Genomic DNA, 26,690 nt, shown 5'->3' with positions numbered 1-26,690 from the left:
GTCCACTCCGTCGGATCAGGCCGGCACCATGCCGTGGCGTCGAACGACTTCCTGGGCCTCGTCGGAAGTCAGGAAGCTCAGGAACGCTTCGACGGCATCACGGCGCTGTGAGGCGGCGACCATCGCGGCCGAGAACGTGGTCGTGATCTGGACGGCATCGGGCAGTGGCCCGACAACCTCGATGCCCTCGAGGTGCATCAGCTCGCTGAGCTGCTGGAAGCCGAGCGCCACCTTGCCGCTGGCAACGAGTCCACCGACCGGGACGCCGGCCGGAGCCTGCACCAGGCGCTCCTTCAGTTCGTCCCCGATGCCCCACCGGGCGAACAGCGCGATGAGCGCCACGCCGCTCGGTCCGGTCGAGTAGCCGATCGTCGGTGCCGCCTGCACCGCGCGGCGCAAAGCTTCTTCTGTCGCGATGTCCGGCGCAGGGCTGCCTGTGCGCACGGCGACAGCCACGCCGGACCGCGCCATCGCGATGACGCTGCCCGCGATCAGCCGGCCACTCGCTTTGAGCTTGCCGATGGCGTCGGCCGCAAGCACCACGATGTCGAAGGCCTCGCCCGAATCGACACGCCGGGCCGCATCGACCCCGCCGACCGATTCGACAGACACGTCGTTGCGCGTTCGCTGCCGCCACGCGTCGGCAAGCTCGTTCAGCAACTGACGCGTCGCCATGGAGGAAATGATCTGGATCGGGGTGCTGCTCATGGTTAGTCCGCCTTGATATGTCGGGCCTTGATGATCGCAGCGTAACGCTTGCTGTCGTCGCCCAGCACGGTGCGGAACTCCGCCGGCGTGATCGGCGTGGGCACGGCACCGAGGTTGTCGATCACCGCGTGCACGGCCGGGGTCGCGAGCGCCTTGTCGATCTCCCGGTTCAGGCGGCTGACGATTTCCGGCGGCGTGCACACCGGCACATAGAAGCCATGCGTGGTGCCGGCGTCCAGTCCCTTGAGCCCCGCCTCGTCGAGCGTGGGCACATCGGGGAACAGCGCCGAACGCTTCATGCCGGCCACGGCGATCATCCGCAGCTTGCCCGCACGCACCTGGTTGAGGGCGATGCCGGGATCGAAGTAGTAGTCGATCTGTCCGCCGAGAAGATCCTGCAAGGCCGGCGCAGCGCCCTTGTACGGCACGTGCACCGTGGAGATGCCGGCCTGGCTGTTCATCATCTCGGCCGCGAGATGCGGGCCGCTGCCGCTGCCCGCCGAACCGTACGAGAGCTTGCCCGGGTTGGCCTTGGCATAGGCGATGAACTCCGCCACGTTCTTGACGGGAATCTCGGGCCGGACGACCAGGAACAGCACCATGCGCGAGGCACCCGCCACCGGCACCAGGTCCTTCGATGGCGCAAAGGACAGCTTATCGTAGATGTACGGATTGATCGCCACCGTGCTTCCCGCAGACATGAGCACGGTATAGCCGTCGGGCGGTGCCTTGGCCACCGCGTCCGCACCGATGTTGCCGTTGGCGCCGACCCGGTTTTCGACCACGACCGGTTGTCCGAGCGCCTCGTACAGCGGGACGGCAATCGCACGCCCCACGACGTCGGGCGAGCTTCCTGGAGGAAAGTTGACGATCAGGCGGATCGGCTTGCTTGGCCAGGCGGCGGGGGACTGCGCCAGCGCGGTGGGAGCGGCGAACGCGAGCACGGCGACGGTAGACAGGGCAGCCATGGCATGACGGCGGGCGGATCGAAGGACTGGTTTCTGCATGTTGGGAATCCGTTCAGGCCTCGACGGGCAGGCCGGTGAAGTTCTCGGAGAACTGAAGACGTCCGGCAGCCGTGCCGGTCATGGTGGCGAGGTCCGCGCGCTTCAGGCGCCGCGTGAATTCGCTGTCGCCCGAGAACTGGTGAACCATGGTGCACAGCCCGGCGGCGAAGCGCTGCACCATCCACATGCGCTTCAGGCAGGTCTGCGAATAGTGCGCGAGGCGGTCATCGTCCGAGCGCTTGTAGTAGGCCGTCAGTGCCCGGCCAAGCACCTTGACATCCGCCATCGCGGAGTTCAGTCCCTTGGCCCCCGTGGGCGGCACGATGTGCGCCGAGTCGCCGGCCAGGAACAGGCGGCCATGCTGCATCGGCTCCGACTGGAAGCTGCGCATCGCCGTCACACCCTTCTGGGTGATCCGGCCTTCGTTGATGGGGGGCATGCCGGGCACGTCCAGCCGCCTGTGCAGTTCCGACCAGATGCGGTCGTCCGACCAGTCGTCCGGGTTCTCGTCCGGTGCGCATTGAAGGTACAGCCGCGTCACGCTGGGCGAGCGGATGCTCTGCATCGCAAAGCCGCCTTCGTCGCAGCCCCAGACCACTTCGTCGGTGGCGGGCGCCGATTCGGAGAGGATGCCCAGCCAACCGAACGGATACACGCGGTCGTAGGCCTTGAGGACACTGGGAGGCATCGCCCCGCGGCTGATGCCGCGAAAGCCGTCGCAGCCGACCACGAAGTCGCAATGCAGTTTGCGCGGCGAGCCGTCCTGCGTGTAGTGCAACACGGGCCGGTCGGTGTCGATGCCTTCGATGCGCTCGACCGGCGTGTCGAAAAGCATTTCAGCGCCCACGCGCAGCCGTGCGGCCATCAGGTCCGCAACGACCTCGTGCTGGGGATACACCCAGGCGCTGCGGCCTCCCGTGGCTTCATGGAAGTCGATCCGATGTGATGCGCCGCCGAAGCGGAAATCGATCGCGTGCTGCTCCAGGCCAACGCGTGCGATGCGATCGCCAAGGCCGAACTCCCGCAGCATCTCGACCGTGCCGTGTTCCAGCACGCCGGCGCGCAGCCGCGCCTGCACATGCTCGCGCCCGGCGCGTTCGATGATGACCGAATCGATCCCCTCCAGATGGAGCATGTGAGAGAGCATCAATCCCGCCGGCCCCGCGCCGACGATGCCTACCTGCGTGCGATTCATGCGTCCTCCTGCAGCGTGATCAGGCCCATGCCGGTCGTCATCGGTGCGTAGTAGTTGCGATGAATTCGCCGCACCTTGTCCGACAGCGCGCCGCGCATCACGAGCCACATGATCAGCTCGATGCCCTCGACGCCGAACTTCTCCATCAGCTGCTGGTGCGTAAGCTGCAGCAGGCTGTCGGGATCGGACTCGATGCGTTCCAGGAAGTCCATGTCGTTGTCGCGGTGCATGGCGCCGAATTCCTTGCCGGTCAGCTGGTGCGACATGCCGCCCGTGCCGATGATCGCCACGCGGATGTCGCGCTCGAAGGATTCAACCGCTCGCCGGATGGCCTGGCCCAGCCGATGGCAACGGCGGGCCGTCGGCAGCGGATGCTGAAGCACGTTCACCGCGAGCGGGATCGTGGGCACGGGCCAGGTCTCGCCATGCTCGAAGCACAGGTGCATCGGCACGAGGAAACCATGTTCCACGCGCATTTCCTGGCACACGGTGATGTCGAATTCGTCATACACCAGCGAACGGCACAGGTGCTGTGAGAACGCCAGGTCGCCTGGGATGGCCGGCAGGGGCCGGACGCCGAAGCCCTCGTCGGCGATGGCATAGCTGTCCGCGCAGCCCACGGCGAAGGTCGGGTACTTGTCGAAGAAGAAGTCGGCGCCGTGGTCGTTGTAGACCATGATGGCGACGTCGACCTTCATCTCCTTCAGCCATGCGCGCACCGGCACGTAGGCGTCGAAGAGCGGCTTCCAGGCCGGCGTGGTGTCGCGACCGCGGTCGTAGGCGCCGCCGATGGAAGGCACGTGGGAAGTCCCGATGCCTGCAACGATGTGTCCCATCAGGTGGCCTCTCTCTGGTTGCGCGTCGACAGGAACTGCTCGTAGCTTTCGCCGCGCATCTGCGCGCCCATGTGGTAGAGCCCGTTGCGCGTCACCACGCCGAGCTTGATCAGGAAATAGATGTTGCCGCCGGCCGCCAGCAGGCCCGGGAAGTCGCGACGGCGCACGAGTTCCTTCTCGGCGTCGGTGAGCGAGAAGGCGGCCATGAAGGCTTCTTCGTCCTGCACGTAGGCTTCGCGGTTGTGCGCCTGCGAGAGCGCATTGCACATCTTGTTGATGCGGTAGCCGCGCCACGATGTGCTTAAATCAAACACGTCGGAGCCCGCTATCGTGGCGCCCCGTTCAAGCTGCTGAATCGTCACTGCTCGCCCTTTCGCTATGGAAGTTGCGGGCGAGTCTAGGAGTCGATGCGGTAGTTCTTCTATACAACTATCGATCGGAAATCCTTCGTGATTCCGCGCGAAGGCCTTGCAGTCATGTCGTTCGCTCAGCCTGTGGTCGTCGAGGACCTCCTGAACTACAAGCTCAGCCGTCTGCTGGCCAGCAGCGGTTCCATGGTGACGCGGCTGTGCGAGGGCCGCTACGGCATCACGCGGCGCGAATGGCGGCTGATCTGCATCCTCGCGGCACAGGACGGCCTGTCTCCCTCGGCGCTGGCGCAACGTGCCCATCTCACCCGCGCGCGCATCTCGCGCCACATCGCCGACCTGACCGAGAAAAAGCTCGTGTCGCGCAAGACCGTGGCGACCGACAAGCGCCGGTGGGTGGTTTCGCTGACCGCCAGCGGACGAACCATCTACGACGAACTGTTTCCGCAATCGGTGAAGTTCAACAACATGGTGCTCGGGGCGCTTGCGCCCGCGGAGCTTCGGCACTTCGATGCCGCGCTGAAGAAGCTCACCGACGTGGCGGACGCGCTGAGTGCCACGGTCGTGCTGGAGGAAAAGGCCGACCGCCGCCATGGAGGCAGTCGACGCTTCTCTCGCGCGACCTTCGACGACCGTTTGTGGTGAAGGGCGGCAGCGTGGCCTCGAACACAGGCCACGACCGAGCGCAGTCCTTGCCTGTCTCGATGGGATGCCTATACTTTATTTCCCGCTGCCATCGAGCGCAGACGACATTCGGAGTGAAGTCATGACCCTTCCGGAGAGTCCCGCCACAGCCATCGACATCCTGCTCGAACCTGACGCCAGGATGCTCGAACACGCCGAAGCCAACAACGCGCGCCTGCTTCAGGCTTTTCCCAAGGGCTTTGCCCTCGACGCGACCCACCGGCCACATGTCACGCTCGTGCAACGCTTCGTCCGCACGGCTGAGCTGGACAAGGTGTACGCCGCCGTCGAAAAGGTTCTCGCTGGAACTCGACTGGGCGAGCTGGAACTGGAGGCTTTCCGCTACTACTACATCCCGAGCGGGGAGATCGGCTTGGCAGGCATCGTCGCGAAGACCACGCCTCGCCTCCTCGAACTGCAGGCGGCGCTGATCGAAGCGGTGGCGCCGTTCACGACCGAGACCGGCGATTCGGCCGCGTTCTTCACCACACCCGACGACCCTGTCATCGACCCGCAGCTCATCCAGTACGTTTCGGTGTTCGTGCCGAAGGCTTCCGGTGAGCATTTCAATCCGCACGTCAGCACCGGCGTCGGGCTTCGCACGTTCCTCGACGCGATGCTCGCCGAGCCCTTCGATCCGTTCGCCTTTTCGTTCAGTGGCGCGGCCGTCTATCAGTTGGGCCAGTTCGGAACGGCCGCCAGGAAACTCAAGGCGTGGGATTGAAGCTCCGGATCAGGTCGTGGTCCGCAATCCCGGGAAGAGCTTGAACGCATCGTCGCGAATCATCGCGATGGCCTCTGCGCCGGTGAGGTTCGCGTCCGGCGCGACGGTCGGCACCGCGGCGCCCAGGGATTTCTCCAGCGCCAGCATGCTGTGCACCAGCGCCTTGCCGAGCGGCGACAGCGGCAGATCCGGCGGAAGCAGCGCGACATCGAACTTCGGAACCGGCCGGGGGACGACCTCGGGCCATTGATCCGGTGTCCTGGGCTTGCCGAGCGACAGAACGGGAGCGAGGTCCGGGGCCGAGGCGTCACGTGCCGTGAGAGGGCGCCCGAGCGACCAGCGCCTGCGCAGGGTCTGGATCAATGAAGTGTGGCGACACTCGTCGTTGACCACGGTGCGCTCGGGTACCCATGCCGAGATCGCGATGGCGGGCACCCGCGCACCTGACCGGTTGAACGTGAACCCCATCTGCCCGATGGGTGCCGTGCGGGTCGGTGGCACGGCGGGTGGCGGCGGCACATGGTCGTAGGTTCCACCCGATTCGTCGAAGGCGACCAGCAGGAATGTGTTGAGGTAGTTCGATCCGCCGGGCGACGACGAAGAGCGGACCGCGTCGTAGACGGATGCGAGCAGCGCGTCGCCGCCCAGAAGCGAGGAGGGCGGGTCGTAAGGCAGGCCGTGAAGCAGTGCCGAGATCGGCGGGTGCATGTCATTGTGGCCGTGCCACAGGTTCGGTTCGATGAACGCGTAGGTCGGCAGGCGGCCATTCCGAGCGTCATCGAGGAAGTCGGCAACCGTCGAGAAGTTGGTCGCGAATCGGTTGCGCAACCGCGAAGCATGAATGAGCCCGGTGAAGGAGGCCGGGCTCGGCGAGTCGCAGTACACGCGCCATGTCAGCCCCTTGGCCTCCAGGCGCTCGAACAGCGTCTCCGCCTTGTTGTGAAGGGGAAAGGAATCGGGAGGGGACATGTTGACCACGTAGCCCGACGCCGTGCCTGCATGGAAGAAGGAGCGGTTGGTGAAGGTCTGCGAGGGCACCTCGCAGAACCAATGGTCGAAGACCGCGAACCCGCGAGCCAGTGCTGACATCACCGGCATCTGATCCGGCGTGTATCCCGTCATGATCTGCGCGTACTCGTCGTAGGTGGGCTGGCGCCGCATCTCGGCGGTGAAAGCGCTGATGTAGTCCATCACGAACCCGTCCATCGTCGGCTGCTGGTGCGGGTCGCTGGGTGCGTTGTACGGCGCCACCATGCGCGCCAATGGCATGAAACGGTTCTTCGGATCGAGGATGCCGTACAGGTCGGTGTTGATGTGCGGGTACTCTTCGCCCGGATCCGGCTGCGGCGTGTTCATCGTGGCCGACACGCCGTAGGGCACGAACTTGCGCTCGGCGCCATGCTCGGCCCACTCCGGGATGGGGTTCTTGAGGTCCTTGCCGATCACGCCTTCAAACGACCTCACTTCGCCGGGGGCGTAGAGGCGCCCGAGCAGATTGTCGAAGGAGCGGTTCTCGAACATGACGACGACCACGTGGTCGAGCGCCTTGCGCGGATCGCTTCTGGACCCTTGGGCCCGAGTGATCTGGGGAAACGCAACGCCGGCCGCTGCCGCACCGACGATCTCGATCACCTTGCGCCGTGTCGTCATGATTCACCTCGTGGCCTGAACTGCGACTGGAACAACTTCGCGCACCGTGGGCCCTTGTCGGCGCCCAGGCGCGCAGTGCCGCAGATTAGGCTCTGACAAGTCGCGCGACAATCCCGGCGCCCACGGTGCGCCACGTACGTGGACCGGAACTCCAGCGCCGGCGCGACATCACGAACGAAATGGAGCGAACGATATGAAGGCGGAACAACGCCAAGTCCTCATCGATGCATTGAGGTTGCGATTCGAGCAGAACGCGCATAGACACCCTGGCGTCGCCTGGGCCGAGGTCCATGGTCGCTTGCTAGGTAGCCCCGGCAAGCTGAGGTCGCTTCAGGAGATGGAGAGAACGGGCGGCGAACCCGATGTCGTCGGGGCCGCAGGCGATGACGGCGCCTACCTTTTCTGCGATTGCGCCGCTGAAAGTCCGCAGAGGCGCAGGAGCCTGTGCTACGACGCGGAGGCCCTGAACGCCCGGAAACTGAACAAGCCACAGGGCAGCGCCGTCGACATGGCTGCGGCCATGGGTATCTCGCTATTGACCGAGGCGTGGTACCGCGAGCTTCAGCAGTTCGGGGAGTTCGACTTGAAGACGTCCAGTTGGGTGGCAACACCCCCCGACGTCAGGAAACTCGGCGGCGCCCTGTTTTGCGACAGGCGCTTCGGCCGGGTCTTCGTGTATCACAACGGCGCCGAGTCGTACTACGCGGCGCGAGGGTTCAGAGGCTCGCTGAGCGTCTGAACCTGGCGCCGTCGTTCATTTCCCGAACAGCTTGGTCACGCGCTGCCACGAGCGCAGCATGAATCCCGCGCGCTCCACATCGGCCTGCGCGACCAGTGGCGCTTCACCCACGGGCTTGCCATTGGATTCCGCGACCACCTTGCCGATCACCGAACCCTTGGCCACCGGCGCCTCCAGGTCTGGCTTGATCTGTGCGGTGGTGCGCACTTGCTGGCCGCGCGGCACCGTCAGCGACCAAGGGGCCCCCAGGGTCGCTGGAACCGTGTCGACCTTGCCGAAGTTGACCTTGGCCGTCGCGACCACCGCGTCCGGCTGAATGGGGGTGGCCTTCTCGAAGTTGCTGAAGCCCCAGCCGAGCAGCTGGCGCGTCTCGTCGGCACGCGCCTGCGCGCTGTTGGTGTTCAGGATTACCGTGATCAGGCGCATCCCGTTGCGTTTGGACGAAGTGACGAGGCAGTAGCCCGCTTCCTGGGTGTGCCCGGTCTTCAGCCCGTCGACGGTCGGATCGGTGTAGAGCAAAGCGTTGCGATTCCCCTGCTTGATGCCGTTGAACTTGAACTCGCGCTCTGCATACATCGGATAGAAGTCGGCACTGTCGCGGATGATGGCGCGCGCCAGGATCGCGAGGTCCCGCGCAGACGCCTTGTGCGCCGGGTCGGGCAGGCCGGTCGCATTGACGAAATTCGTCTGCGTCATCCCGAGGCGCTTGGCTTCGGCATTCATCAGCTTGGCGAAGCCTTCTTCGGAGCCGGCCATGTGCTCGGCGATGGCCTTGGAGGCGTCATTGCCCGACTGGATGATGATGCCGCGCAGGATGTCGATCACCGTCGCCTGGCTGTTCAGCGGCAGGTACATGCACGATTCGGTGCTCGAGCCACGGCACCAGGCGTTCTGGCTGACCGAAACGAGGTCTTCCTTCTTGAGCTTGCCCGAGCGAAGCGCCTGTTCGACCAGGAAGCTGGTCATCATCTTGGTCAGGGACGCCGGCGGCAGCGGTTCGTCGGGGTTGGCCGAGGCGAGCACCTCGCCGGAGTCGAAGTCCATCAGCAGCCAGGCCTTGGCAGGGATCGCCGGCGGGCCGCCGGCAACAGCGGTCTGTCCGGCTGCTGGCGCCGGGGCAGGCGCCTCGGCGGCGGGCTTCGCATGGGGTGCGCGCTTGGCGGCGTGGGTGGCCGCGAAGGAAACCGAACTGGGAGCCAGGCCGGCCGTAGCGATGGCGAGGGCGAGCGGGAGGATGGAGAGGGTCTTGGATTGCATAAGCGTTCAGGGCAGAACGGAGATTGTCGCGGATGAAGCGTCGATTTTCGATCGTGCGTGGATGATCGAAGATTGGAGTGCAAGTTCAGTGCATTTGGGCCGCAGTTGCCTCGGAGTGCGTTGCGGAGCAGCATTGGCAGATCTTCGTCGCCGCGGCGTCGAACGTCGGCATTCAGCCAGATTGAACATTCTCGAATCGAGTCCTTATGCCATACCTTCAACTGGACGTGACCCGCAGCTACTCTGACAGCGACAAGAAGCGCCTGGCCGCGGCGATGAGCGAGACCTACGCGCGCATGATGTCCGTGGACATTCGACGAATCAGCGTCGCCATCCGCGAGTTGGGCGCAGGCGGGGTGTGGCGTATACCCGAGGTAGGGGAGGCGCCGACGCCCGTCTCGATGCTCATGCTGGAAATCCGCAGGGGCCGCCCCGCCGAGCTGCGCATGGACCTGGCCAAGGCGCTCTGCCAGCACTGCGTGGACATTCTCGGCCTGCAGGAGAACCGGCTCAACGTCGAGTTCACTCAGCATGACGGCGACGAGATGTACCACCCCGCACTGGGCGGCTACAGCCAGGACTGGAAGCCCGGCGAGGCGTGAGAGACGCAGACCTCGATGGTGCGCACCGGCGGCCAGCGGGGCCGGCCGAGGATTGAACGCCTCTGACCAATACCAAGGTGCTATCGGAGCCGGCGCGCCAGCTACCTAGAATGAAACGGCGTCGCCTCGCGGGAGCGCTGCGCACGGGCGGCGGCAACCCGTTGGCCATCGGGCATCGTTGACGATGATTGGCGCCCATGCCTGGCGCTGCCATCGTGAGTTCATTGCGAAAAGGGCTCATGTTCGGAACCTCCTTCATGCGAAGACTCCTGGCAGTCGTAGCGGCGGTATCGATGGCCGTCTGGGTGGCGCCCGCATCGGCACTCGACCCCTCTCGCGAAGTGTCCAAATACGGACACACCGTATGGCGGAACCTGGACGGCTTTGGTCCGGGGACCATCGGCCCGATCGCGCAGACCGCGGACGGCTACCTCTGGCTGGGTACGCCGAGCGGCCTGCTGCGCTTCGACGGCGTTCGCGCCGTGCGATGGAGCGCCCCTTCCGACAGTGCGCTTCCCGACGAACGCGTGCGTGCCCTGTTCGGATCGCGAGACGGGGCGCTCTGGATCGGCACGGCCCGTGGTCTTGCGAGCTGGAAGGACGGCAAGCTGACGCTTCATCCATCGACGAGCGGCAAGACTGTCAATGCCATCGAGGAAGACGAGGACGGCACGATCTGGGTCGGCGGCGCGGGCGGGACCAAGGCCTTCGTCTGCACGATCGGCGACGACAACAGCGAGTGCCTCGGAGAGAACGAAGGCTTCGGGAATGCCATCCTGGCGCTGTACCGCGATGCATCCGGCGCCTTATGGGCCGCAGGGACGGATCGGATATGGAAACTGAAGCCGAAGCCTATCGCGTCGGTTGCGCTCACCAGCCAGATCGGCGCGCTTCGTACCGTGACCGGAACACCTGACGGCGGCGTCGTCGTCGGCACGAGAGGGCAGATCCTCGAGATTTCGGATGGCGCAGTGCGCCCGACGGAGCTCCCTGCCTGGGCGCAGGGCCGGGTCTTCACGAAGGCGCTTCGCGATCGGGATGGAGCGCTCTGGATTGCAGCGGCCGACTTCGGCCTGTTGCACTTCCGCACTGACGGCGTCGATTCCTTCACCTCGCTCGAAGGCCTGTCCGGCGATCACGTCCTGGGGCTGTTCGAGGATCGCGAGGGAGATATCTGGGTATCCACGTCCCGAGGACTGGACCGCTTTCGGCCCATGGCGGGAGCGGCCTACACGCGCGTCGACGGGGTGGCCGGGCGAGCCGCGTCAGTTCTGGCTGCTCGCGATGGGAGCGTGTGGGTCAGCACGTCGACGGGGGTGTATCGATTCGACAAAGGGCGGGTAGCCAGCATGCGGGACTCCCGCTCCGCGACCTTGTTCGAAGATCGCAGCGGAAGAATCTGGATGGGTTCGCAGTACGACTTCGGCTACATGGATGCCGGACAGTTCGTGGCCGCACCCGGCGTTCCCGGAGGAACCATCGATGGCATTGCCGAGGACTCCAAGGGCGCGATGTGGATCGCGCATCGCAGCTCAGGCCTTCTGCGATTGCTGCCGGATGGAAGCGTCGAGCGAACGCCATGGGCAGACTTGCAGAAACGCGGTCGGGTATCGACCATGGTCATCGATCCGCTGGATGACAGCCTGTGGCTCGGCCTCTGGTCCGGTGACGTCGTGAACGTGCATGAAGGAGAGGTCCGCAGCTTCGTCTCGCTGCGCGAGCCCGACAGTCGAGGGGTCATCCAGATCCGTATCGATGCCGATGGCGCCCTGTGGATCGGAAGCAGGGCGGGCTTGACGCGAATCAAGCGCGGGCGTGTGACCAGGTTGGGCCGCGACAGCGGTATCCCCTGCGACGGTGCGCATTGGACGCTCTTCGATGAACGCACGGTGTCGATGTACACGCCGTGCGGCCTGGTCCAGCTCGATCGGTCGGAGTTGGACGCCTGGTCCGCCGCTGCAGACCAGGGCACGAGCATGAAGGTCAAGGTTCGACTGCTCGACCATTGGGACGGTGTAGGACAGCCATCCAACGCCAGTGCAGTGGGCCAGATCGAGGCCACGCAGCTTTTTACGCCGAAGGCAGCAAGTTCCAGGGACGGCCGGCTCTGGGTCGTCACCGGAGATGGCATCGTTTCGATAGACCCCTTGCGCATTCCGACCAACGAGAACCCCCCGCCCGTGCATGTCGAGCAGATCACGAGCGACAGCATTGCCTACGAGGCTCGCGATGGCTTGAGCCTGCCACCCCTTCAACGCAATCTCGAGATCCAATACACGGGCCTCAGTCTGGCCGTGCCTGAACGCGTGCAGTTCCGCTACAAGCTGGAGGGCCGAGATGTCGACTGGCAGGAGGCGGGCAACCGACGGGAGGCCTTCTACACCGACCTGTCCCCGGGACGCTACCGCTTCCGCGTGATGGCCGCCAACTCGAGCGGCGTCTGGAACACGGAGGGCGACACGCTGAACTTCTCGATCGCCCCCGCCTACTACCAGACCCTCTGGTTCTACGCGCTGTGCGCGCTCGGCGGGCTTGCAGTGCTCGTCGCCTTGCACAGGTTGCGACTGAGCCGAGTCTCCGGCCAGATCCGCGGCCGGCTCGAAGCCCGACTTGCGGAGCGGGAGCGCATCGCGCGCGAGCTGCACGACACCCTGCTGCAGGGCATTCAGGGGCTGATACTGCGCTTCCAGGCCGCGGCCGATCGAATCCCGCCGGACGTGCCCGCGCGAGCGCTCATGGAGAAATCGCTGGACCGCGCCGACAAGCTCCTCACGGAGAGTCGCGACAAGGTCAAGGACCTTCGGCCGTCGGCGAGCGTTGCCAGGACGCTCGAGGAGGCCCTCGTCATCGAAGGCGCGCAGTTCGCCGAACTCCACCCTGCGAGCTTCGTCATCAGCGTGCAGGGCGCGCTCCGGTCCCTGCATCCGATCGTCCAGGAAGAAATTCTGCTCGTCGCTCGCGAGGCGCTGGGGAATGCATTCCGGCATGCGCGAGCCGCCAATATCGAGGCTGAAGTGACGTATGGCGAGGAGGCTCTGCAGATCCGCGTGCGCGACGATGGACAGGGCGTCGATTCGGAACTGCTCGCTTCGGGGCGCCCCGGCCATTTCGGGTTGACGGGGATGCGCGAGCGGGCGCACAAGCTCGGCGCGCATCTGGTCGTCTGGAGCAAGCCAGGGGCGGGCACCGAGGTGGAGCTTCGCGTGCCGGCAGCGGTGGCCTATCCCCGCGAGGATCGCGGCCCGACGCGTCTTCCGCGCTGGGTGGCCGCGCTGCGCGCCAATCTGCTGCGCCGTTGACGCGGCGTGACCGACCGGCACAGCCGAACGGCGGCCAGAGGTCGCCGCCGCCGCGCCGGCGCTCAGTTCAGGTGGAGTGCACCCGAAATGTGGGGCGGAAAGACGAACGGTTGCGTCGTCGGGTCGAGGTGCGTGTCGTCGAGGCAGCCAGAGATGGTCCCAAGAGAGGACTGGTCTCGCACGGACAACGCGAACTGCGCCACGCCTGGACCGCAGCCGTACTTGTCTTCACCGGCAGTGCCCGGCCACTGCACGTAGCCCCCCTCGACCCGGCCGAAATGCACCCGGTTGTCGCGATCGAGCCAATACCAGCGACCGCCGACGACCGTGACGCCGCTGCTGCCGATGCCGGCAAGGCCGATGCGGTCGATCTTCGCGGTCCAGCTGCCGCCATTGCCGTTCGTGGTCCAGCGGCAAGTCGGAGGGGTCGGGACGACACCGTCACTGGCAAGGTTGTCGACGCCAGCGAAAGTCACGCCCTTTGTCAGCAGACCGCCGGCCACGTCGGTGCCGCGGGAGACCTCGTAGCCCGACAGACAGGTATCGAGCGCGCCTTGGGCGAATGCTATGTCGGCGCCACTGAAAACGAGAACACCCGCTACGACGGCGCTGCGGCAGCTCATCAAGTCAACGTAGGTGACCATGTCATCTCCTTCGGGTTCGCGATGAGCGGCCGATGCCATCTGCCTCGAACCGACGCGGCCGCCTGACGTCGTTCAAGCTCGCTGACACTGCAGCGACTATCGAATCATCGGCAAGGCAGGTCTTGCGACGAAGCTGACCTGGCGTGGGGGTGAAGGAACTTCAGTGTGAGATGCCGGTGCGATGCTACGCGCTTCCGACGCAATCGCAAGACGATCGCGCGCCGCCCGCTGCTCGACCAAGATGCGTCGTTGCCACAGGGAGCACCCCTCTCTCAAACGTTGGAGAATTTCATGGCTACGATTGCCGAGATACAGGTGCACTGACGCCTCAGGAGTGCCATTCATGCCAAGCGAACTCATGCTGGTCAAGCAGGTTGCGCTCCCCGCGCAGTCTGCCGTCGCCACTGTCTATGAATCAACGAATCTCGCGGACGCATTTGCGATTCAACTTCCCTTTGGCGCCTCTGGCGATCCCGATGTCCTGTGGCGATTCCTCATTTCGCAGCAGCCATCCTGGATCGGATGGTTCACCCACGTCCGAGACGCAATCGTCGCGTACGTTGGGCTGAAGACCGCCAAGCACCTTGCGACTCTCTCCGGCGAAGCCCACGCTGACCGCATTGGCATCTTCAAGGTCTATAGCAAAAGCGAAACCGAGATTGTCTTGGGCGAGGACGACAAGCACCTTGATTTCAGACTGTCGGTACTCCGCACTCCGGACTTGTCTCCACCGCTCGGTGGCCAACTGACAGTCTCAACCGTCGTCCACTGCCACAACCTCTTGGGCCGGGCCTACATACTGGTCATCGCTCCTTTTCATCGTCAGGTTGTGAAAGCCAGTCTTCGTCGCGCTGCACATATCGGTTGGCCTAAGGCAGGCAACTCGTCTAACCGCTGAAGACGGGCCCTTGGCGCGAGTCGCAGCCCTTGATCGGAGGGAGATGCACGTCTTCCAGCTTCCGCAGGCGGATTTGACGGCGAATCTCGGGCCGGTATGCTGATACTGGACACGCCAACAGCGGTCAACCACGTACTTGCCTCGCGCGCCGATAGCAGCCGGTCCAGCAAGCCCAGCAAGCTGCGCACCGACCCCAGCCGGAGGACCGAATGATCACGAAATACCTTGTCTCCTTTCCTGCAAGGGCGATGGAAGTCCCGGCAGAGGATCTGGCCGTCGTGGGTGAAGCTGCGCGCGAGGTCATACGCGAGGCGAAGGCTGCAGGCGTGTACGTGTTCGGTGGTGGTATCAACGCGGATGTCGCACCACTCATGGTCGCCTCGGACGGTGCGGTCACAACCGAAACCTATCCCCAGACGAAGGAGTTCGACGGCGGCTTCTGTGTACTCCAGCTCCCGTCGCGCGAAGCCGCCATCCTGTGGGCTGCAAAGATCGCAAAAGCTTGCCGCTGCTCGCAGGAACTTCGCGAGTTTGGGTATGACCCCGAGAGTTGACGGGAAAGGCCTGCAGTCGGCCGCGAGCCGACGTTCGCCAGACGCATCAATCAAACACCAGGGCGGGTGCGAGAATCAATTGCTGACTAGCACCCTCTCTTCATGGCTCTTCTTCTCAAGTGTCTTCTCGGCGCCGCAGCCGTCCTTCTCATCGCGGTCCTTTCCAGAACACGCAACTTCTACATTGCCGGGCTCGTGCCGTTGTTCCCGACGTTTGCGCTTATTGCACACTTCATTATCGGCACTGACCGTACTATGGCCGACCTGCGTATTACTGCGCTTTTCGGTTTGGCATCGCTCGTACCTTACGCGGTGTACTTGGGTGTTGTGTATTGGTTGGCGATACGCATGTCGTTATTCAGCACGCTGGGACTCGCAACACTTGCGTGGTGCGGAGCGGCTGCCGTACTACTGATACTTTGGCCCAAGTAGCGCCCTGCGTCTGAGGCGGACGTACCCATGCCGTTGTCTTCCGCCCGCGAAACGGTCGACTTGCTTTGATATTGAGCGGCTGCTCGGGAGACAAGACGAAGGACGGCTCAGGGCGCGAACCGCTGGTAGCCACGTCTGAGCCATTGAGCGCCGTGTTTGCAATAGCGAGACGGCCGGGCGGCTCGACATGGGGTTGACCCAGCCGGTGCAAGCGAAAAGCGTATCCCCGCGACGCTCGTCCCGGAATTGAAAGTTGCCCTTCATCCCGGCGACGGCGCTCTGGCGTTCTCGCCATTCAGACGCATCACTCTTGCCGTGCGACACGCGTCGGGGCAGTCGGAGCCAGGCTTGCGCCGCCAGTTCACGACGCCGCGCTCACTGCATATCAGGAAATACCCCAGGATTCCGCCTCAATTGTCAATACTATTGAGGATGTATCCTTCGTGTTTCAAACCACACAATCGATTACACGAACGAAGTAGACCGATTCGCCTATACAACCCGTCCCTCCAACGATTTGACCGGCAACTTGCATTTATGCGCGCTGATTTGGCATTGAAGAAGAACTCGGACCTGTTCTGGACAGGGCCCGTGCTACGCCTTCCGTTTCTCGGTTCGGCGATGCTGGCGGGCCTTCAAACCAGCGTGGTGAAGGTGATCACGCGAGACCAGGAAATATCGCTGACCTTCTGCGGCGATCGATAGCTGGCTGAGTTCGTAGATCAGTGGAAGGGAAAGTACGGGGTGTCTCGAGTCGCAGCGACCAGGCCGTCGCCAACAACGGAAAAGTTGCGCGGCAGGCGTGCAATCAACGGACTCGTGATTGCAATGATGACTGCGACGCAAACATGCGCCGCCGAGAGCACCCAGGCCGCAGCAGGCTCCAATAGCACCTCGAGTCGCCTGCAGTTCAACATTGCGATTCCGCCGGTGTTTCGCGTGCTGCAGGTCACGCCAATCAAAGAGGGCTATCAGTACCGGGTCTGGACAAATGTTTCCTCCATCCGACTCAATGGCATCGAGTATCGGTTTGACCGACTCGGGGAGAACACACTGATCATTCTGGCATTGCCAGGCGAGCTAATGGTGGTGCACGGACTGTGACGTTTGAAGCGATGCACGTGCGCCCCAAATGGATTGCGCGAAGAAAGATGGTCTCGATCATCGTCCTGGCGCTCATCGGAGTTTTCTTTAAACGCCTCACCAAGGAAAAACCACTACTGTCTATGAGTCTGTCAAAAGTCGAGCGTCATCGAAGCGGCCAAGCGCTGCAATCCTTCCTGCAGATCAAGCCCCGAGGCCTTCGGGGATGAAGGTACTGCTTTACTCACACGCCTTCCACCCGTCCACAGGCGGCGTCGAGACCGTTTCGATGCAGCTGGCCGAGGGTTTCTCGCTCCGAGGCATCGCGTGCAAGGTTGTCACCAGGACGCCGAGCGACACCGAAGCCAATCACCGTTTTCCGGTAATCAGGAATCCGAACAAGGCGCAGATCAAGGATCTCGTGAGATGGGCTGACATCGTGCTGTCAAACGGCGCCAGTCTTGCCCTCCAGCCTTGGACGCTCCTGTATCGCAAGCCCGTCATCTGGGTGCATGTTGGATACCAGACGACCTGTATCGACGGCGCTGGGTGGGTCGATGGCGCGCCCGCGCCGCGCACGCCCTGGGCCTCAGTCATGCACCGAGCACGGCACCAAGGCCCCGTCGACGCCATGCGCGAGGGCTTCAAGCTGGCGGTGCGCCGCTTCGTAGCCAAGAGACTGGTGACGAGGAACGTGGCAATCACGCGCTGGATGCAAGAGGCCAACCCACTGCCGCGCCAAGTCCAGATCTACAACCCGTTTCCTACGGGGTTGTTCAGGCCGTCGACTGGTAAGGCTCCTGAGTTCGACTTCCTCTATCTCGGACGCCTGGTTTCCGAAAAGGGCGTCGACACCCTACTAAGGGCGCTTGCGTCAATTGCCCACTCAGAGGGCCGCACGCCGCCGACGCTTCTCATCATCGGCGATGGGCCCGAGCGAGTGAATTTGGAGCGTCTGGCCGAGTCGCTGGGTGTGGAGGAGAGAGTCAAGTTCGTCGGCAACCACACGGGGAGATCGCTCGTCGAGCAGGTCGCTCGCGGCCGCATCGCAGTCGTTCCCTCGTCGTGGGCTGAGCCGATGGGTGGGGTGGCCATCGAACTGATGGCGGCTGGACGAAACGTCATCGTGTCGAAGCACGGCGGCCTGGCGGAGTGCGTAGGGGAGGCTGGTTTCGTCTTTCCCAACGGAGATGCAAGGGCGCTTGCCGACGGCATGACGAAGTTGTGGAGCGAGCTTGTCGGTCCCTGGCGCCCGTCAGCGCAGTCACTTGCCCGAGCAAAGGACTTCGATCCGGAGACGTTCATCGACCGTTACGTCGAACTACTGCGCGTGACTGCGCGAAGTCCGGTGGCGCTGCCTCACCCCAAGCAAGCACCCGCCCTTGACCGGTTGGGCACGGACACGATGCCTCTCTGAAAGCTGCTTGGCGGAGTTCAAGCGTGACGGTTTTCGCGGGAGGTCGTGCTGGCTATACTTTCCTCGTCACGTCAAAAAAAGACGCGACTGGGATTGGCGTCCCAATGAAGTCTCTGCGACGAAAGCCGCAGCCACTACCGCAGTAGTCCTGCGGCTTCGTCGTTCGTGCCTCCATTTTTGGCGGCTCGAGCGGGGAGCCGCAAGGCTCGCCGGTTCTCGCAGGAGCTTCCCGGTACGCCAACCCGTTCGAGTCGCCGCCCTTGATTGGCGTCAAGCGCGGCGGTTTCTGCAAACCGAAGCTCTTGGAGGCCACTCATGGTCCACCCTACTTGCGCGCCCGCGCGCCACCCCGACGTTCCCCCCGCCGGCGAGAACTCGCTTCCCAATCCTGTAGACCATCGCCCGACACCCGCAGTGCCCGCCGAGGCCGAACTCGACGAACTGCGGGAGGCCTTTCACGCCATTGCGTGCGTCCGCGAACTGTTCACCGAGTCGCTGCGGACCGGCAGCCGTGAATGCCGCATCGACCGCAGCAAGGTTGCACGACTTGTGGATTTCCTTCACGCGGAATTCCAGCGTCGCGCGCATGTGGTCAGGGCGACCATCGCATCGATGCAAGCGCCCTGACCTTAGGCATCCCCGGCCTCGGTCATGCACGAGGAAGAATTCCTCGGGGAGCGCAGCGCCGTGCCGGCGACCCGGCTACAGTCGGCCAGACTTGTACCGTGCGGATCCCCTCACTCACAAGAAAGGTCAGGTATGGATCAAAGTGGCAATGAAGTCAGTTCTCCAGTTGCTGGCCAGTTTGCGCTCCCATTGCGCGCCACGTTCGCCCTGGGAGATCGCGTACGCAAGAAATCCGGCGCAGCCTGGCAGGGGCAAGTTGTCGGCTGGTACTGCACGAAACTGACCCCTGAAGGCTATGCCGTCGAGTCCGAGTCTCATCCAGGCTCAGTACAAATCTATCCCGTGGCCGCACTCGAACGCGTGACCTGACCCCTCGATCGAGGGGACGTCGGCCGGCAAGCCGGGCGCCGCCTCTCACCTACTCTTCGGACTGACCACTGACGAGCGAAGCATGCAATTCCCGAAACTCGGACTCATCCCTTGGTTGCTCCTCGGTGCCACGCCCGTGGTTGCGCAGATCAACGCCGGAACGCTGCCTCCCACCCCGTCGCCTCCGTTCAAGCTCACGAAGGTCGCGGAGTTCGATCTGCCATGGCGCATCGCCTTCCTGCCGGACGGACGCATGCTGATCACCGAGAAGATCGGCAAGCTATTCCTGGCGACCCAATCTGGGCAGAAGCTCGAAGTCACTGGCGTGCCGCCGGTGCTGTACCAAAACCAGAACGGCATGCTCGGCGTTTACGTGGCCCCGTCCTATTCGAGCGATGGGGCGATCTACCTGACCTATTCGGAGCCCGGACGGGACACGGGCACTTCGAGCCTGGCGCTCGCCCGCGCGACGCTCAGGATCGGCACCGACACCGCATCGCTGGAAGACCTGAAGGTCGTCTGGCGCGACCCCATCAAGGGCAAGGGCGGCCAGGTCGGCGCTGCCGTGGCCTTTTCGCCGGACCGGAACTTTCTCTTCCTCACGGCCGGCGATCGGCAGCGCTTCACCCCCGCCCAGGATCCGAACCAACCGGCCGGCAAGATCCTGCGACTGACCCTGGACGGCAAGCCCGCGCCGGGCAATCCCATGGAGGGCAAGACCGGCGCAAAGTCCGTCCCGGTGATCGATCCGCCGAGAGACACGGAGGCGGCCAAGACCGCGCCGGTCGTGGGCACCTATGTTTTCGACGGTCCCAATCTGACGCCGTCCGAGACATGGACCTCGGGACATCGCACGCCGTACGGCCTCGCGTTTGCGCCGGATGGCCGCCTTTGGGAGATCGAGCATGGGCCGCGCGGCGGCGACGAACTCAACCTGATCGAGCCGGGCAAGAACTACGGTTGGCCGTTCGTCTCCTATGCAGTGAACTACGACGGCGTGCCCATTGCGAGCCCCGACACGCGCCCCGACCTCACAAGGCCCGTGATCTACTGGACGCCTGTCCTCGCGCCCGGCAACCTGATGTTCTACAGCGGCGAAATGTTTCCGGAGTGGAAGGGCTCGGCGTTCGCGGGCGGCCTCATCAGCCGAGCCCTGCACCGGATCGAGGTGCACGGCGCGACCGCGACACCGGCCGAACACTGGGCGGTCGGCTTCCGCGTCCGCGACGTCGAGCAGGCCCCGGATGGTGCGCTATGGCTGATAGAGGACAACCACGAGGGCGGCTTGTATCGGCTCACGCCGAAGTAATTGCATCGCGGCGCCGAGCGGGCGCGGTCTCCTTGAGGAGCAGAGCAACCACCAATCCGACCACGAGCGCGATCGCGGCGAGATGCATGATGTATTGAATGCCGTAGTGGTGCGCCACGTAGCCGGCGATCACCGGGGCGATGCCGCCGCCGAAGATCTCGCCGGTGCCGATCACGATGCCCGACGCGGTGGACATGAGCGTCGCGGGAACCGATTCAGCGCTGATCGGCCCGACGGTCAGGCAGATCATGCTGAAGATGAAGAACAGCGTTGTGGCCAGGCTTGCGAAGAGTGCGAGGGGCTCCGGTCCCGCATGCATCAGGAAGTACAGGCCGATGCCGGCACCGACGACCGAGACGATCATCACGGGCTTTCGACCCAGCCGATCCGACAGCGCCGGCATCACCAAGGTGCCGAGCGTGCCGCCGAAGCCGATGGCTGAAAGCACATAGCCCATCTGTTCGAGCGTCAGGTGCAGGTAGTCGATCAGGTAGCTGGGCAGCAGGGCGCTGAGCACCACGAGGTTCGTGAGCCAGCACAGCATGCCGATCATGTTGAGCAGGATGTTGCGGTACTTGAAGACGTCGGTCCACGGGTGAGCAGCCGCATCGTGCGTCGCGGTGTGCGCTGCGGCCGATTTCGCGTCGGGATTGCGAAGCCCGCGGTAGAGCAGGTACGCAACCACCAGGCCCGGAATGGAGACCATCGCGAAGATCCAGTGCCACTCGACGACCTTTAGCAACTGCGTGACCAGGATCGGCGCGATGCCCAGACCGAACAGTGGCAAGGCTGCCTGCTGAATCCCGACGTTCATCCCCTGGCGGCTCGGCTTCGACGCATCGATGGTCGCCACGATGCTTGCAGGCGTGTAGGCGCCTTCGGCCACACCCATCAGTGCGCGGATGATCATCAAGCTCCCGACACCGGTGGCGAGTCCGCTGAGCCCGGCCAGCAGCGAGAAGATGATGATCGCGGGAATTATCACCTTGCGATGGCCGAGACGATCCGAGAGGTTGCCCATGAACAGCGCGGCGACGCCCCAGGCGATGGCGAGCACGCCGGTGATCTGGCCAAGGTCCTGATAGTCGAGGTTCAGTTCCTTCGAGATCACGGGGAACAGCGGCAGGATCATGAAGCGGTCGATGCCGACCAGGCCGAAACCGAGGCACAGCAGGGTAACGGTCTTCCATTCGTAGCCCGAACGCCTGCGCGTGGCAGGGCGGCTCAGGGGATGCGCGGCGATGTTCGTGTTCATGGCTTGTCTTCCTTGGGTAGTGGCGCGACCATCGCTTCAGGCGGGAACGGCAAGCGGCTCGAGGGCTTGCGCGGCTCGCCGCGTCGGCATGCCATCCAGTTGCACGCCGTGGCGCTGGAGGTCCGTGGCGAGGTCGTCGACCAGCGTGTTGACTTCATCCGCCTTGCCGACTGCGCCGTAGAGGTAGAAGTCCGGGCGCACGAGCATGGTGTCGATACCGTGCTGCGTCATGTAGGGGATGAACTTGTCGTCGAGATCGACCAACACCCCCGCAGTGGCCGTCGTGCCGCGCGCTGCGATCTGCACGCGCTTGGCGCCAAGCTTGTCGAGGAAGGCGCGCTGCTTCTTGCCGAGCAACGCCTCGGCTGCACTGCTGCGCGATACCAGCAGGAAGCCCAGTCCGGCCACGTCGTCGAATCGCCCCTCGCGATCACCGGCCAGCACCCGGCCGTGCGGACTGAGCAAGCCGGCAGGCGCGTGCACCACGCCGTCAGCGCCTCGGCGAAGGATGCCGTCCGTCAGGCTCGGGAAGGCGGGCGGCGGCGGCGCCTTGCCGCCGAAGAAGGCCTGGTCGCGCTCTGCCGCCTTGGCCGCATCAGGAATGCAGATGATCCTCCCAAGGTACATCGACAGGTCGATGACGTCGCTGACATGCGGGCGTCGCTCGGGCTGGTAGGTGTCGAGCAGGCTGTCATCGGCTTTGCCATCGAGGACCAGGCTCAGCTTCCACGCGAGGTTCCAGTCGTCGCGCAATCCGGCACACATGCCCTGACCCATGAAGGGGGGCATGACGTGCGCCGCGTCGCCGGCGATCAGCATCCGGCCCTTGCGCCAGGTGTTGGCAAGCAGCGAGCGGAAGGTGTAGACCTTGTGCCTCACGATCGTGGCCTGATCCGGCTTGACCCAGGGTGCGAGCAGGTCCCAAGCCACATGTTCGTGCTCGAGGTCCTCTCGCGTCTCGTGCGGCAAGCGCATGAACTCCCAGCGCCGGAAGTAGCGGCCTTCCTTGACGCCGGCAGGAACGATCGTCGTCGGACGCGCAGGGTTGCACCATTGCGCCGCAGGCGGAATGTCGAGCGTCACGCCGTCGTTGGGGAGCACGTCGATCACGAGCCAGTCGGCCTCGAACCCGCGGTCCTCCTGGGTGGACCCGATCGCCTGCCGCACCAGGCTGTTGGCACCATCGGCCCCGATCAGGTATTTCGCGCGCACCGTGCGGCGTTCGTCGGTCTCGAAGTCGCGCACCACCAGTTCGACGTAGTCTGGCGTCTGGGTCGCTTCGATGGCCTCCCAGCCGAGGTTGAGTTCCACGTTCGGGCAGGCTTGCACGACGTCTTCGAACATCTTCTCCAGCGTCGGCTGGTGCACGAAGTTGACTTCGGGTCCGCCGGAGATCGACTCCGACTCCCAATCGATGGCCAGGAGTTCCTTCCAGTCGGCATTGAACCAGCGGTACATCGGCCCCTTGTGGCTGACGGCGGGCAGGTCCTTGCTCATGCCCAGGGCGGACAGCACGCGGTACAACTCGTGGTCGATGCACACGGCGCGAGGCAATGCGAAGCGGACTTTCCAGCGTTCGAACACGGCCACGCTGCGCCCCTGGCGCGCCAAGGCGAGGGCCATGATTTCACTGACCGGGCCGTAGCCGATCTGGACGACGTCGTAGAGGGGAATCTGTGCGGTCATGATGTGCTCCTGGTATTTGCGGTCGATAGGACGGGTTGGTCAGCGGGTCGCGAGTTCGTGGTTGAAGATGAAGTCCGCGGGCAGTTCGGGCCCCCAGACATAGAGGGAGTCCTCACCCGGGTGGTCCGCCGAAGGCCACGCGTTGCCGGGCGCAACGAAGTCGATGTCGTAGGAGTACTCGGCATAGCTGCCCCACGGATCCCGCACATAGCGGAAGTAGTTGGAGCCGAGCACATGCCGCCCGATGCCCCAGCCTTGCGGATAGCCGGCTTGCGCCATCTGCTGCGTGCCGATGCCGACGGCATCGATCGACGGCACGCACCAGCTGCTGTGGTGCAGCCCGAGGCCTTCGGCTTTCGCCAGTGCGATGAGGTGGTGGTCGCTGCCGTGCGGGCTGTGCAGAAAGGCGATCACGGAGCCTGATTTGTCCGAAAGGCGCAGGCCGAGCACATCCTCGTAGAACTGGCGGGCACGATCCACGTCGGCGCTGAACAGCAGGATGTGCGAGAGGTAGAGGGGTCGCGTCAGTTGCGCCTTGCTGCGGCTTGGTGAACGACCGACGTTCGCGCTCTCCGGAGGGATTTCCCTCGGGGACGGCTGCGAGGGCGAACTCTTGGCAGCGATGCGCAGTTGTATCGGCAGTCCATCCGGGCCCTCGATCCAGAGGCCTTCTGCATCTGCGTTCGAGGGCGCCGCGATGCGTTCGATGCCTTGCTCCGCCAGGCAACGCTCGAAGCGGGGAAGGTCATCCGCATGCACGCCAAGGCTGAGCCAGAGCAGACGCTTGGCCTGGCCCCGAACGATGCGCGCCCAGCGATGCGGATGGCCGAAGGTGTGGAGCGCGAGCGCTTCGCCTTCCTCTCGCACGTCCAGGCCGAAGCTCGCGTAGAAGTGCCGCGCCTCCTCGAGGTCCGGCACGCTGAAGACGAATTCGTCGACCGAGTGCACAGCCAGCAGCGATTCGCGCTTGCCTTGATTCAGAGTCATCGTTATCTCCATGTCATCGGGCAAGGCTCCGCCCGCGACCGTGCGGCGCACGGCCTTGTCTCTCGTTGGGATTCGACCGACCCGGGCGGGTCAGATCACTTGCTGGCGCTGGGTGCCGAGTGGACCGGCACTGAGGGTCATGACATCGCCGCGGCGCAGGAAAACAGGATTCGGCTTGACGCCGAGGCCGACGCCTTCAGGCGTGCCGGTGATCACCACGTCGCCCGGCAGGAGGGTCATGAACTGGCTAAGGTAGGAGACGATCTCCGCGACCGGGAAGATCATGTCGGCCGTGTTGCTGCGCTGCCGCGTCTCGCCGTTGACTGCCAGTTCGAGCGGGATCTTCTGCGGGTCCGGCAGTTCGTCGCTGGTGACGAGCCAGGGGCCGATCGGGCCGAAGCCGTCGAAGCTCTTGCCCTTGCCCCATTGGCCGTTGCGCTTGATCTGCCAGTCACGCTCGGAGACGTCGTTGGCCAGGCAGTAGCCGGCCACATGCGAAAGAGCGTCGGCGACCGAGACCTTCTTCGCCTGGGTGCCGATCACGAACCCGAGTTCGATCTCCCAATCGCCCGCTTCCGAGCCTTCCGGTAGCTCCACGTCGTCGTTGGGGCCAGCCAGCGAGGTCAGGGCCTTCGTGAAGACCACCGGCTCCTTGGGGATCTCGAGACCGGATTCAGCCGCGTGCTTGCGGTAGTTGAGCCCTATCGCGACGAATTGCCTCGTGCCGGCGACCGGCGCACCGAGGCGGGTGCCGGCGGGGACCAGCGGCATGCGGCTCAGATTGATCGCCTTCAGGGCTTCGAGCTTCGCGGGCGACATCCATTCGGGCGTGAAGTCGGGAACGAGGAGCGACAGGTCTCGCACTTGACCGTCCGCGTCCAGTGCGCCGGGTTTTTCCGCCCCGACGGGGCCATGGCGTAGCAGCTTCATTGGGTTTGCCTTCCGTGTTGATTTAGACTGTTTGTCTAGAATGAACTTTATCTGTTCTGACAGTTTCGTCAACATGACAAGGCACGCAAAATGGCAGGGATTTCCCTAGGTGCCAACGACGCGTATCCGGGGCGTTTGCCTCGTGTACGCTCGACACCGATGAAAGAGCCGATGAGTGAATCGAAGGGGGAAGACCACCGCGTGAGGGTCGGGGCGCAGCGCCGGGAAAAAACCCGCTTGCGCCTGCTCGAGAGTGCGCTGGCTGTGTTCACCGAGAAGGGGGCCGACGCGGCCGTCATTGACGACTTCATCGCGGCGGCCGGGGTGTCGCGCGGCACCTTCTACAACCACTTCAAGACCACCAACGAACTGCTGCTCGCACTCGCGACCGCAATGAGCGACGAAGTGCTCCAGATCGTCGATCCGCTCGTGCTCCACCTCGACGATCCGGTCGAGCGCTTTTCAGCCGGCACCCGCCTCTACATGCGGATGGCTTTGCGCTATCCGGTGTGGGGCAGCTTCATCACGCAGGTCGGAACGCGCATCGCGACGCGCGGGCAACTCATCGACATCTATCTCACGCGAGATCTCGAACTTGCGAAAAGCCAGAACCGCTTGACCGTCGACAGCGTGCGTGTGGCACGCGACATCGTGCTCGGCGCGATCTTCTATGGCATCGAGACGATGCTGACCGAACCCACGCGCGCGAACCACCCGGAACTGATCCTGCAGAGCGTGCTGGTCGGCTTCGGTCTCACGCCCGCAGAGGCCGACCGCATTGCCTTCATGCCGCTCGAGATTCCAGGCGCAGTGGAGGGTCCGATCTTCTCCGGCCTCAAGGCCAGCCCGAAGAAGTCGGGATCGAGCGCCAGACGCGAGCTCGGTTCCGATTCCGCCCCCAATCAGCCGGCGGAACAGTCTGAAGCCAATGTGAGCTCTCGGCCCAAGCGGAAACTGGCGGCCAAGACCTGAGGCGAGGCGTCGGGAGGCGCCTCATGGAAGCGCACAGCGCAAAGGAGGCAAGTTGCAAGTCAGACGCATCGTCGCCAATTTCGAGGCGCCCGACCCAGGCGGGGCCAGGGCGTTCTATCAGGATGTCCTTGGCCTCGAACTCCTGATGGACCATGGCTGGATTCAGACCTATGGTTCTCCGACCGAGATGACCGTGCAGGTGAGCTTCGCCGCGGAAGGTGGGTCCGGCACCCCGGTGCCGGACCTGTCAATCGAAGTGGATGATGTGGATGCCGCGCTCGATCGCATGAGGGCCGCCGGCTTCCCTATCGAATACGGACCCGCTGACGAACCCTGGGGCGTCCGTCGGTTCTTTGTTCGCGACCCGTTCGGGAAGCTGGTCAATATCCTCGCGCACCGGTGAAACGCACTACGGCCGGAAGCTTGTAGCTGCCTTCGGAGCACGCGTCGCGGGACGG

28 protein-coding genes are annotated in these 26,690 nt (G+C 64.3%); 16 read left to right on the top strand and 12 right to left on the bottom strand.

The features are described from left to right. Positions 1 to 15: 15 nt before the first annotated feature. Genes ACSFBL_RS09170 through ACSFBL_RS09150 form a run of 5 tightly spaced genes read right to left on the bottom strand, consistent with a single transcriptional unit; the run spans position 16 to position 4,060 of the window. Entirely contained in the window at positions 16 to 708 is a 693-nt protein-coding gene (locus ACSFBL_RS09170; RefSeq protein ID WP_435515463.1) for a substrate-binding domain-containing protein, read from the bottom strand. Positions 709 to 710: 2 nt separating this feature from the next. Then, positions 711 to 1,715: a Bug family tripartite tricarboxylate transporter substrate binding protein gene (locus ACSFBL_RS09165; RefSeq protein ID WP_435515462.1), complete on the bottom strand. Its 1,005-nt coding sequence runs from the start codon at positions 1,713 to 1,715 to the stop codon at positions 711 to 713. A 13-nt stretch (positions 1,716 to 1,728) separates the two neighbouring features. Then, positions 1,729 to 2,910 (bottom strand): 4-hydroxybenzoate 3-monooxygenase, encoded by a 1,182-nt coding sequence (locus tag ACSFBL_RS09160; RefSeq protein WP_435515461.1) that lies wholly within the window; start codon positions 2,908 to 2,910, stop codon positions 1,729 to 1,731. Further along, positions 2,907 to 3,746 (bottom strand): class III extradiol dioxygenase family protein, encoded by an 840-nt coding sequence (locus tag ACSFBL_RS09155; RefSeq protein ID WP_435515460.1) that lies wholly within the window; start codon positions 3,744 to 3,746, stop codon positions 2,907 to 2,909. Before ACSFBL_RS09155 ends, ACSFBL_RS09160 begins: the two co-directional genes overlap by 4 nt. Then, a complete protein-coding gene (locus ACSFBL_RS09150) occupies positions 3,746 to 4,060 on the bottom strand; it encodes a protocatechuate 3,4-dioxygenase (protein ID WP_435515459.1) in 315 nt (104 codons plus the stop codon). The genes ACSFBL_RS09155 and ACSFBL_RS09150 overlap by 1 nt, the downstream gene beginning before the upstream one ends. 162 nt (positions 4,061 to 4,222) lie before the next feature. Here ACSFBL_RS09150 and ACSFBL_RS09145 point away from each other — a divergent pair, with 162 nt between their 5' ends. Further along, on the top strand, positions 4,223 to 4,759 hold the full coding sequence (locus ACSFBL_RS09145) for a MarR family winged helix-turn-helix transcriptional regulator (protein WP_435515458.1): 537 nt from the start codon (positions 4,223 to 4,225) through the stop codon (positions 4,757 to 4,759). 121 nt (positions 4,760 to 4,880) lie between these two features. Further along, positions 4,881 to 5,522 carry a 2'-5' RNA ligase family protein gene (locus ACSFBL_RS09140; RefSeq protein ID WP_435515457.1) on the top strand — a complete coding sequence of 214 codons (642 nt, stop codon included), beginning with the start codon at positions 4,881 to 4,883 and terminating at the stop codon, positions 5,520 to 5,522. A gap of 9 nt (positions 5,523 to 5,531) precedes the next feature. Here ACSFBL_RS09140 and ACSFBL_RS09135 read toward each other — a convergent pair whose 3' ends face one another. Further along, positions 5,532 to 7,172, bottom strand: coding sequence for an alkaline phosphatase family protein (locus ACSFBL_RS09135; RefSeq protein WP_435515456.1), 1,641 nt, complete (start codon positions 7,170 to 7,172; stop codon positions 5,532 to 5,534). Between the two features lie 193 nt (positions 7,173 to 7,365). Here ACSFBL_RS09135 and ACSFBL_RS09130 point away from each other — a divergent pair, with 193 nt between their 5' ends. Next, on the top strand, positions 7,366 to 7,911 hold the full coding sequence (locus ACSFBL_RS09130; protein WP_435515455.1) for a DUF4256 domain-containing protein: 546 nt from the start codon (positions 7,366 to 7,368) through the stop codon (positions 7,909 to 7,911). Positions 7,912 to 7,926: 15 nt separating this feature from the next. Here ACSFBL_RS09130 and ACSFBL_RS09125 read toward each other — a convergent pair whose 3' ends face one another. Further along, positions 7,927 to 9,168: a D-alanyl-D-alanine carboxypeptidase family protein gene (locus ACSFBL_RS09125; protein WP_435515454.1), complete on the bottom strand. Its 1,242-nt coding sequence runs from the start codon at positions 9,166 to 9,168 to the stop codon at positions 7,927 to 7,929. Positions 9,169 to 9,374: 206 nt separating this feature from the next. Between ACSFBL_RS09125 and ACSFBL_RS09120 the strand changes: the two genes are divergently transcribed. Together ACSFBL_RS09120 and ACSFBL_RS09115 are read left to right on the top strand one after the other, a co-directional pair. Beyond that, a complete protein-coding gene (locus ACSFBL_RS09120) occupies positions 9,375 to 9,770 on the top strand; it encodes a tautomerase family protein (protein ID WP_435515453.1) in 396 nt (131 codons plus the stop codon). Between the two features lie 257 nt (positions 9,771 to 10,027). Next, positions 10,028 to 13,069 carry a sensor histidine kinase gene (locus tag ACSFBL_RS09115; protein ID WP_435515452.1) on the top strand — a complete coding sequence of 1,014 codons (3,042 nt, stop codon included), beginning with the start codon at positions 10,028 to 10,030 and terminating at the stop codon, positions 13,067 to 13,069. A 62-nt stretch (positions 13,070 to 13,131) separates the two neighbouring features. Here the strand turns inward: ACSFBL_RS09115 and ACSFBL_RS09110 are convergent, their stop codons facing one another. Beyond that, positions 13,132 to 13,713, bottom strand: a complete 582-nt coding sequence (locus tag ACSFBL_RS09110; protein WP_435515451.1) for a hypothetical protein — start codon at positions 13,711 to 13,713, stop codon at positions 13,132 to 13,134. 343 nt (positions 13,714 to 14,056) lie between these two features. On the opposite strand from ACSFBL_RS09110, the gene ACSFBL_RS09105 reads away from it, so the two are divergent. The 9 genes from ACSFBL_RS09105 (at position 14,057) to ACSFBL_RS09065 (ending at position 20,402) form a co-directional block, all read left to right on the top strand. Further along, entirely contained in the window at positions 14,057 to 14,611 is a 555-nt protein-coding gene (locus tag ACSFBL_RS09105; protein WP_435515450.1) for a DUF2867 domain-containing protein, read from the top strand. A 248-nt stretch (positions 14,612 to 14,859) separates the two neighbouring features. Further along, entirely contained in the window at positions 14,860 to 15,165 is a 306-nt protein-coding gene (locus ACSFBL_RS09100) for a YciI family protein (protein ID WP_435515915.1), read from the top strand. A gap of 102 nt (positions 15,166 to 15,267) precedes the next feature. Next, a complete protein-coding gene (locus ACSFBL_RS09095) occupies positions 15,268 to 15,597 on the top strand; it encodes a GlpM family protein (protein ID WP_435515449.1) in 330 nt (109 codons plus the stop codon). A 555-nt stretch (positions 15,598 to 16,152) separates the two neighbouring features. Beyond that, entirely contained in the window at positions 16,153 to 16,302 is a 150-nt protein-coding gene (locus tag ACSFBL_RS09090) for a hypothetical protein (protein WP_435515448.1), read from the top strand. Positions 16,303 to 16,416: 114 nt separating this feature from the next. Further along, positions 16,417 to 16,701, top strand: a complete 285-nt coding sequence (locus tag ACSFBL_RS09085; protein ID WP_435515447.1) for a hypothetical protein — start codon at positions 16,417 to 16,419, stop codon at positions 16,699 to 16,701. 205 nt (positions 16,702 to 16,906) lie between these two features. After that, the gene (locus ACSFBL_RS09080) at positions 16,907 to 18,097 is read left to right on the top strand and encodes a glycosyltransferase family 4 protein (RefSeq protein WP_435515446.1); all 1,191 of its coding nucleotides are present in this window, start codon (positions 16,907 to 16,909) and stop codon (positions 18,095 to 18,097) included. Positions 18,098 to 18,412: 315 nt separating this feature from the next. Then, positions 18,413 to 18,724 carry a hypothetical protein gene (locus tag ACSFBL_RS09075; protein ID WP_435515445.1) on the top strand — a complete coding sequence of 104 codons (312 nt, stop codon included), beginning with the start codon at positions 18,413 to 18,415 and terminating at the stop codon, positions 18,722 to 18,724. Positions 18,725 to 18,856: 132 nt separating this feature from the next. Next, a complete protein-coding gene (gene dfrB, locus ACSFBL_RS09070) occupies positions 18,857 to 19,093 on the top strand; it encodes a trimethoprim-resistant dihydrofolate reductase DfrB (RefSeq protein ID WP_435515444.1) in 237 nt (78 codons plus the stop codon). 82 nt (positions 19,094 to 19,175) lie between these two features. Continuing rightward, the gene (locus tag ACSFBL_RS09065; protein WP_435515443.1) at positions 19,176 to 20,402 is read left to right on the top strand and encodes a PQQ-dependent sugar dehydrogenase; all 1,227 of its coding nucleotides are present in this window, start codon (positions 19,176 to 19,178) and stop codon (positions 20,400 to 20,402) included. Here ACSFBL_RS09065 and ACSFBL_RS09060 read toward each other — a convergent pair. From ACSFBL_RS09060 to ACSFBL_RS09045, 4 genes are all read right to left on the bottom strand, one after another. Then, on the bottom strand, positions 20,389 to 21,657 hold the full coding sequence (locus ACSFBL_RS09060; RefSeq protein WP_435515442.1) for an MFS transporter: 1,269 nt from the start codon (positions 21,655 to 21,657) through the stop codon (positions 20,389 to 20,391). The genes ACSFBL_RS09065 and ACSFBL_RS09060 overlap by 14 nt on opposite strands. Positions 21,658 to 21,693: 36 nt before the next feature. After that, on the bottom strand, positions 21,694 to 23,343 hold the full coding sequence (gene mhpA, locus ACSFBL_RS09055) for a bifunctional 3-(3-hydroxy-phenyl)propionate/3-hydroxycinnamic acid hydroxylase MhpA (RefSeq protein WP_435515441.1): 1,650 nt from the start codon (positions 23,341 to 23,343) through the stop codon (positions 21,694 to 21,696). Between the two features lie 39 nt (positions 23,344 to 23,382). Then, on the bottom strand, positions 23,383 to 24,330 hold the full coding sequence (locus tag ACSFBL_RS09050; protein ID WP_435515440.1) for a VOC family protein: 948 nt from the start codon (positions 24,328 to 24,330) through the stop codon (positions 23,383 to 23,385). Between the two features lie 90 nt (positions 24,331 to 24,420). Then, positions 24,421 to 25,260 (bottom strand): fumarylacetoacetate hydrolase family protein, encoded by an 840-nt coding sequence (locus tag ACSFBL_RS09045; protein ID WP_435515439.1) that lies wholly within the window; start codon positions 25,258 to 25,260, stop codon positions 24,421 to 24,423. 171 nt (positions 25,261 to 25,431) lie between these two features. Here ACSFBL_RS09045 and ACSFBL_RS09040 point away from each other — a divergent pair, with 171 nt between their 5' ends. Further along, the gene (locus ACSFBL_RS09040) at positions 25,432 to 26,232 is read left to right on the top strand and encodes a TetR/AcrR family transcriptional regulator (RefSeq protein WP_435515438.1); all 801 of its coding nucleotides are present in this window, start codon (positions 25,432 to 25,434) and stop codon (positions 26,230 to 26,232) included. Positions 26,233 to 26,284: 52 nt separating this feature from the next. After that, positions 26,285 to 26,635, top strand: coding sequence for a VOC family protein (locus ACSFBL_RS09035; protein ID WP_435515437.1), 351 nt, complete (start codon positions 26,285 to 26,287; stop codon positions 26,633 to 26,635). Positions 26,636 to 26,690: the final 55 nt, after the last annotated feature.

Origin of the sequence: Variovorax glacialis (genome assembly GCF_051216375.1) — a bacterium.
In the GTDB taxonomy this organism is placed as follows: Bacteria; Pseudomonadota; Gammaproteobacteria; order Burkholderiales; family Burkholderiaceae_C; genus Variovorax.
Note: the sequence above shows the minus strand (reverse complement) of the source record. Positions and strands in the feature narration are given on the sequence as shown.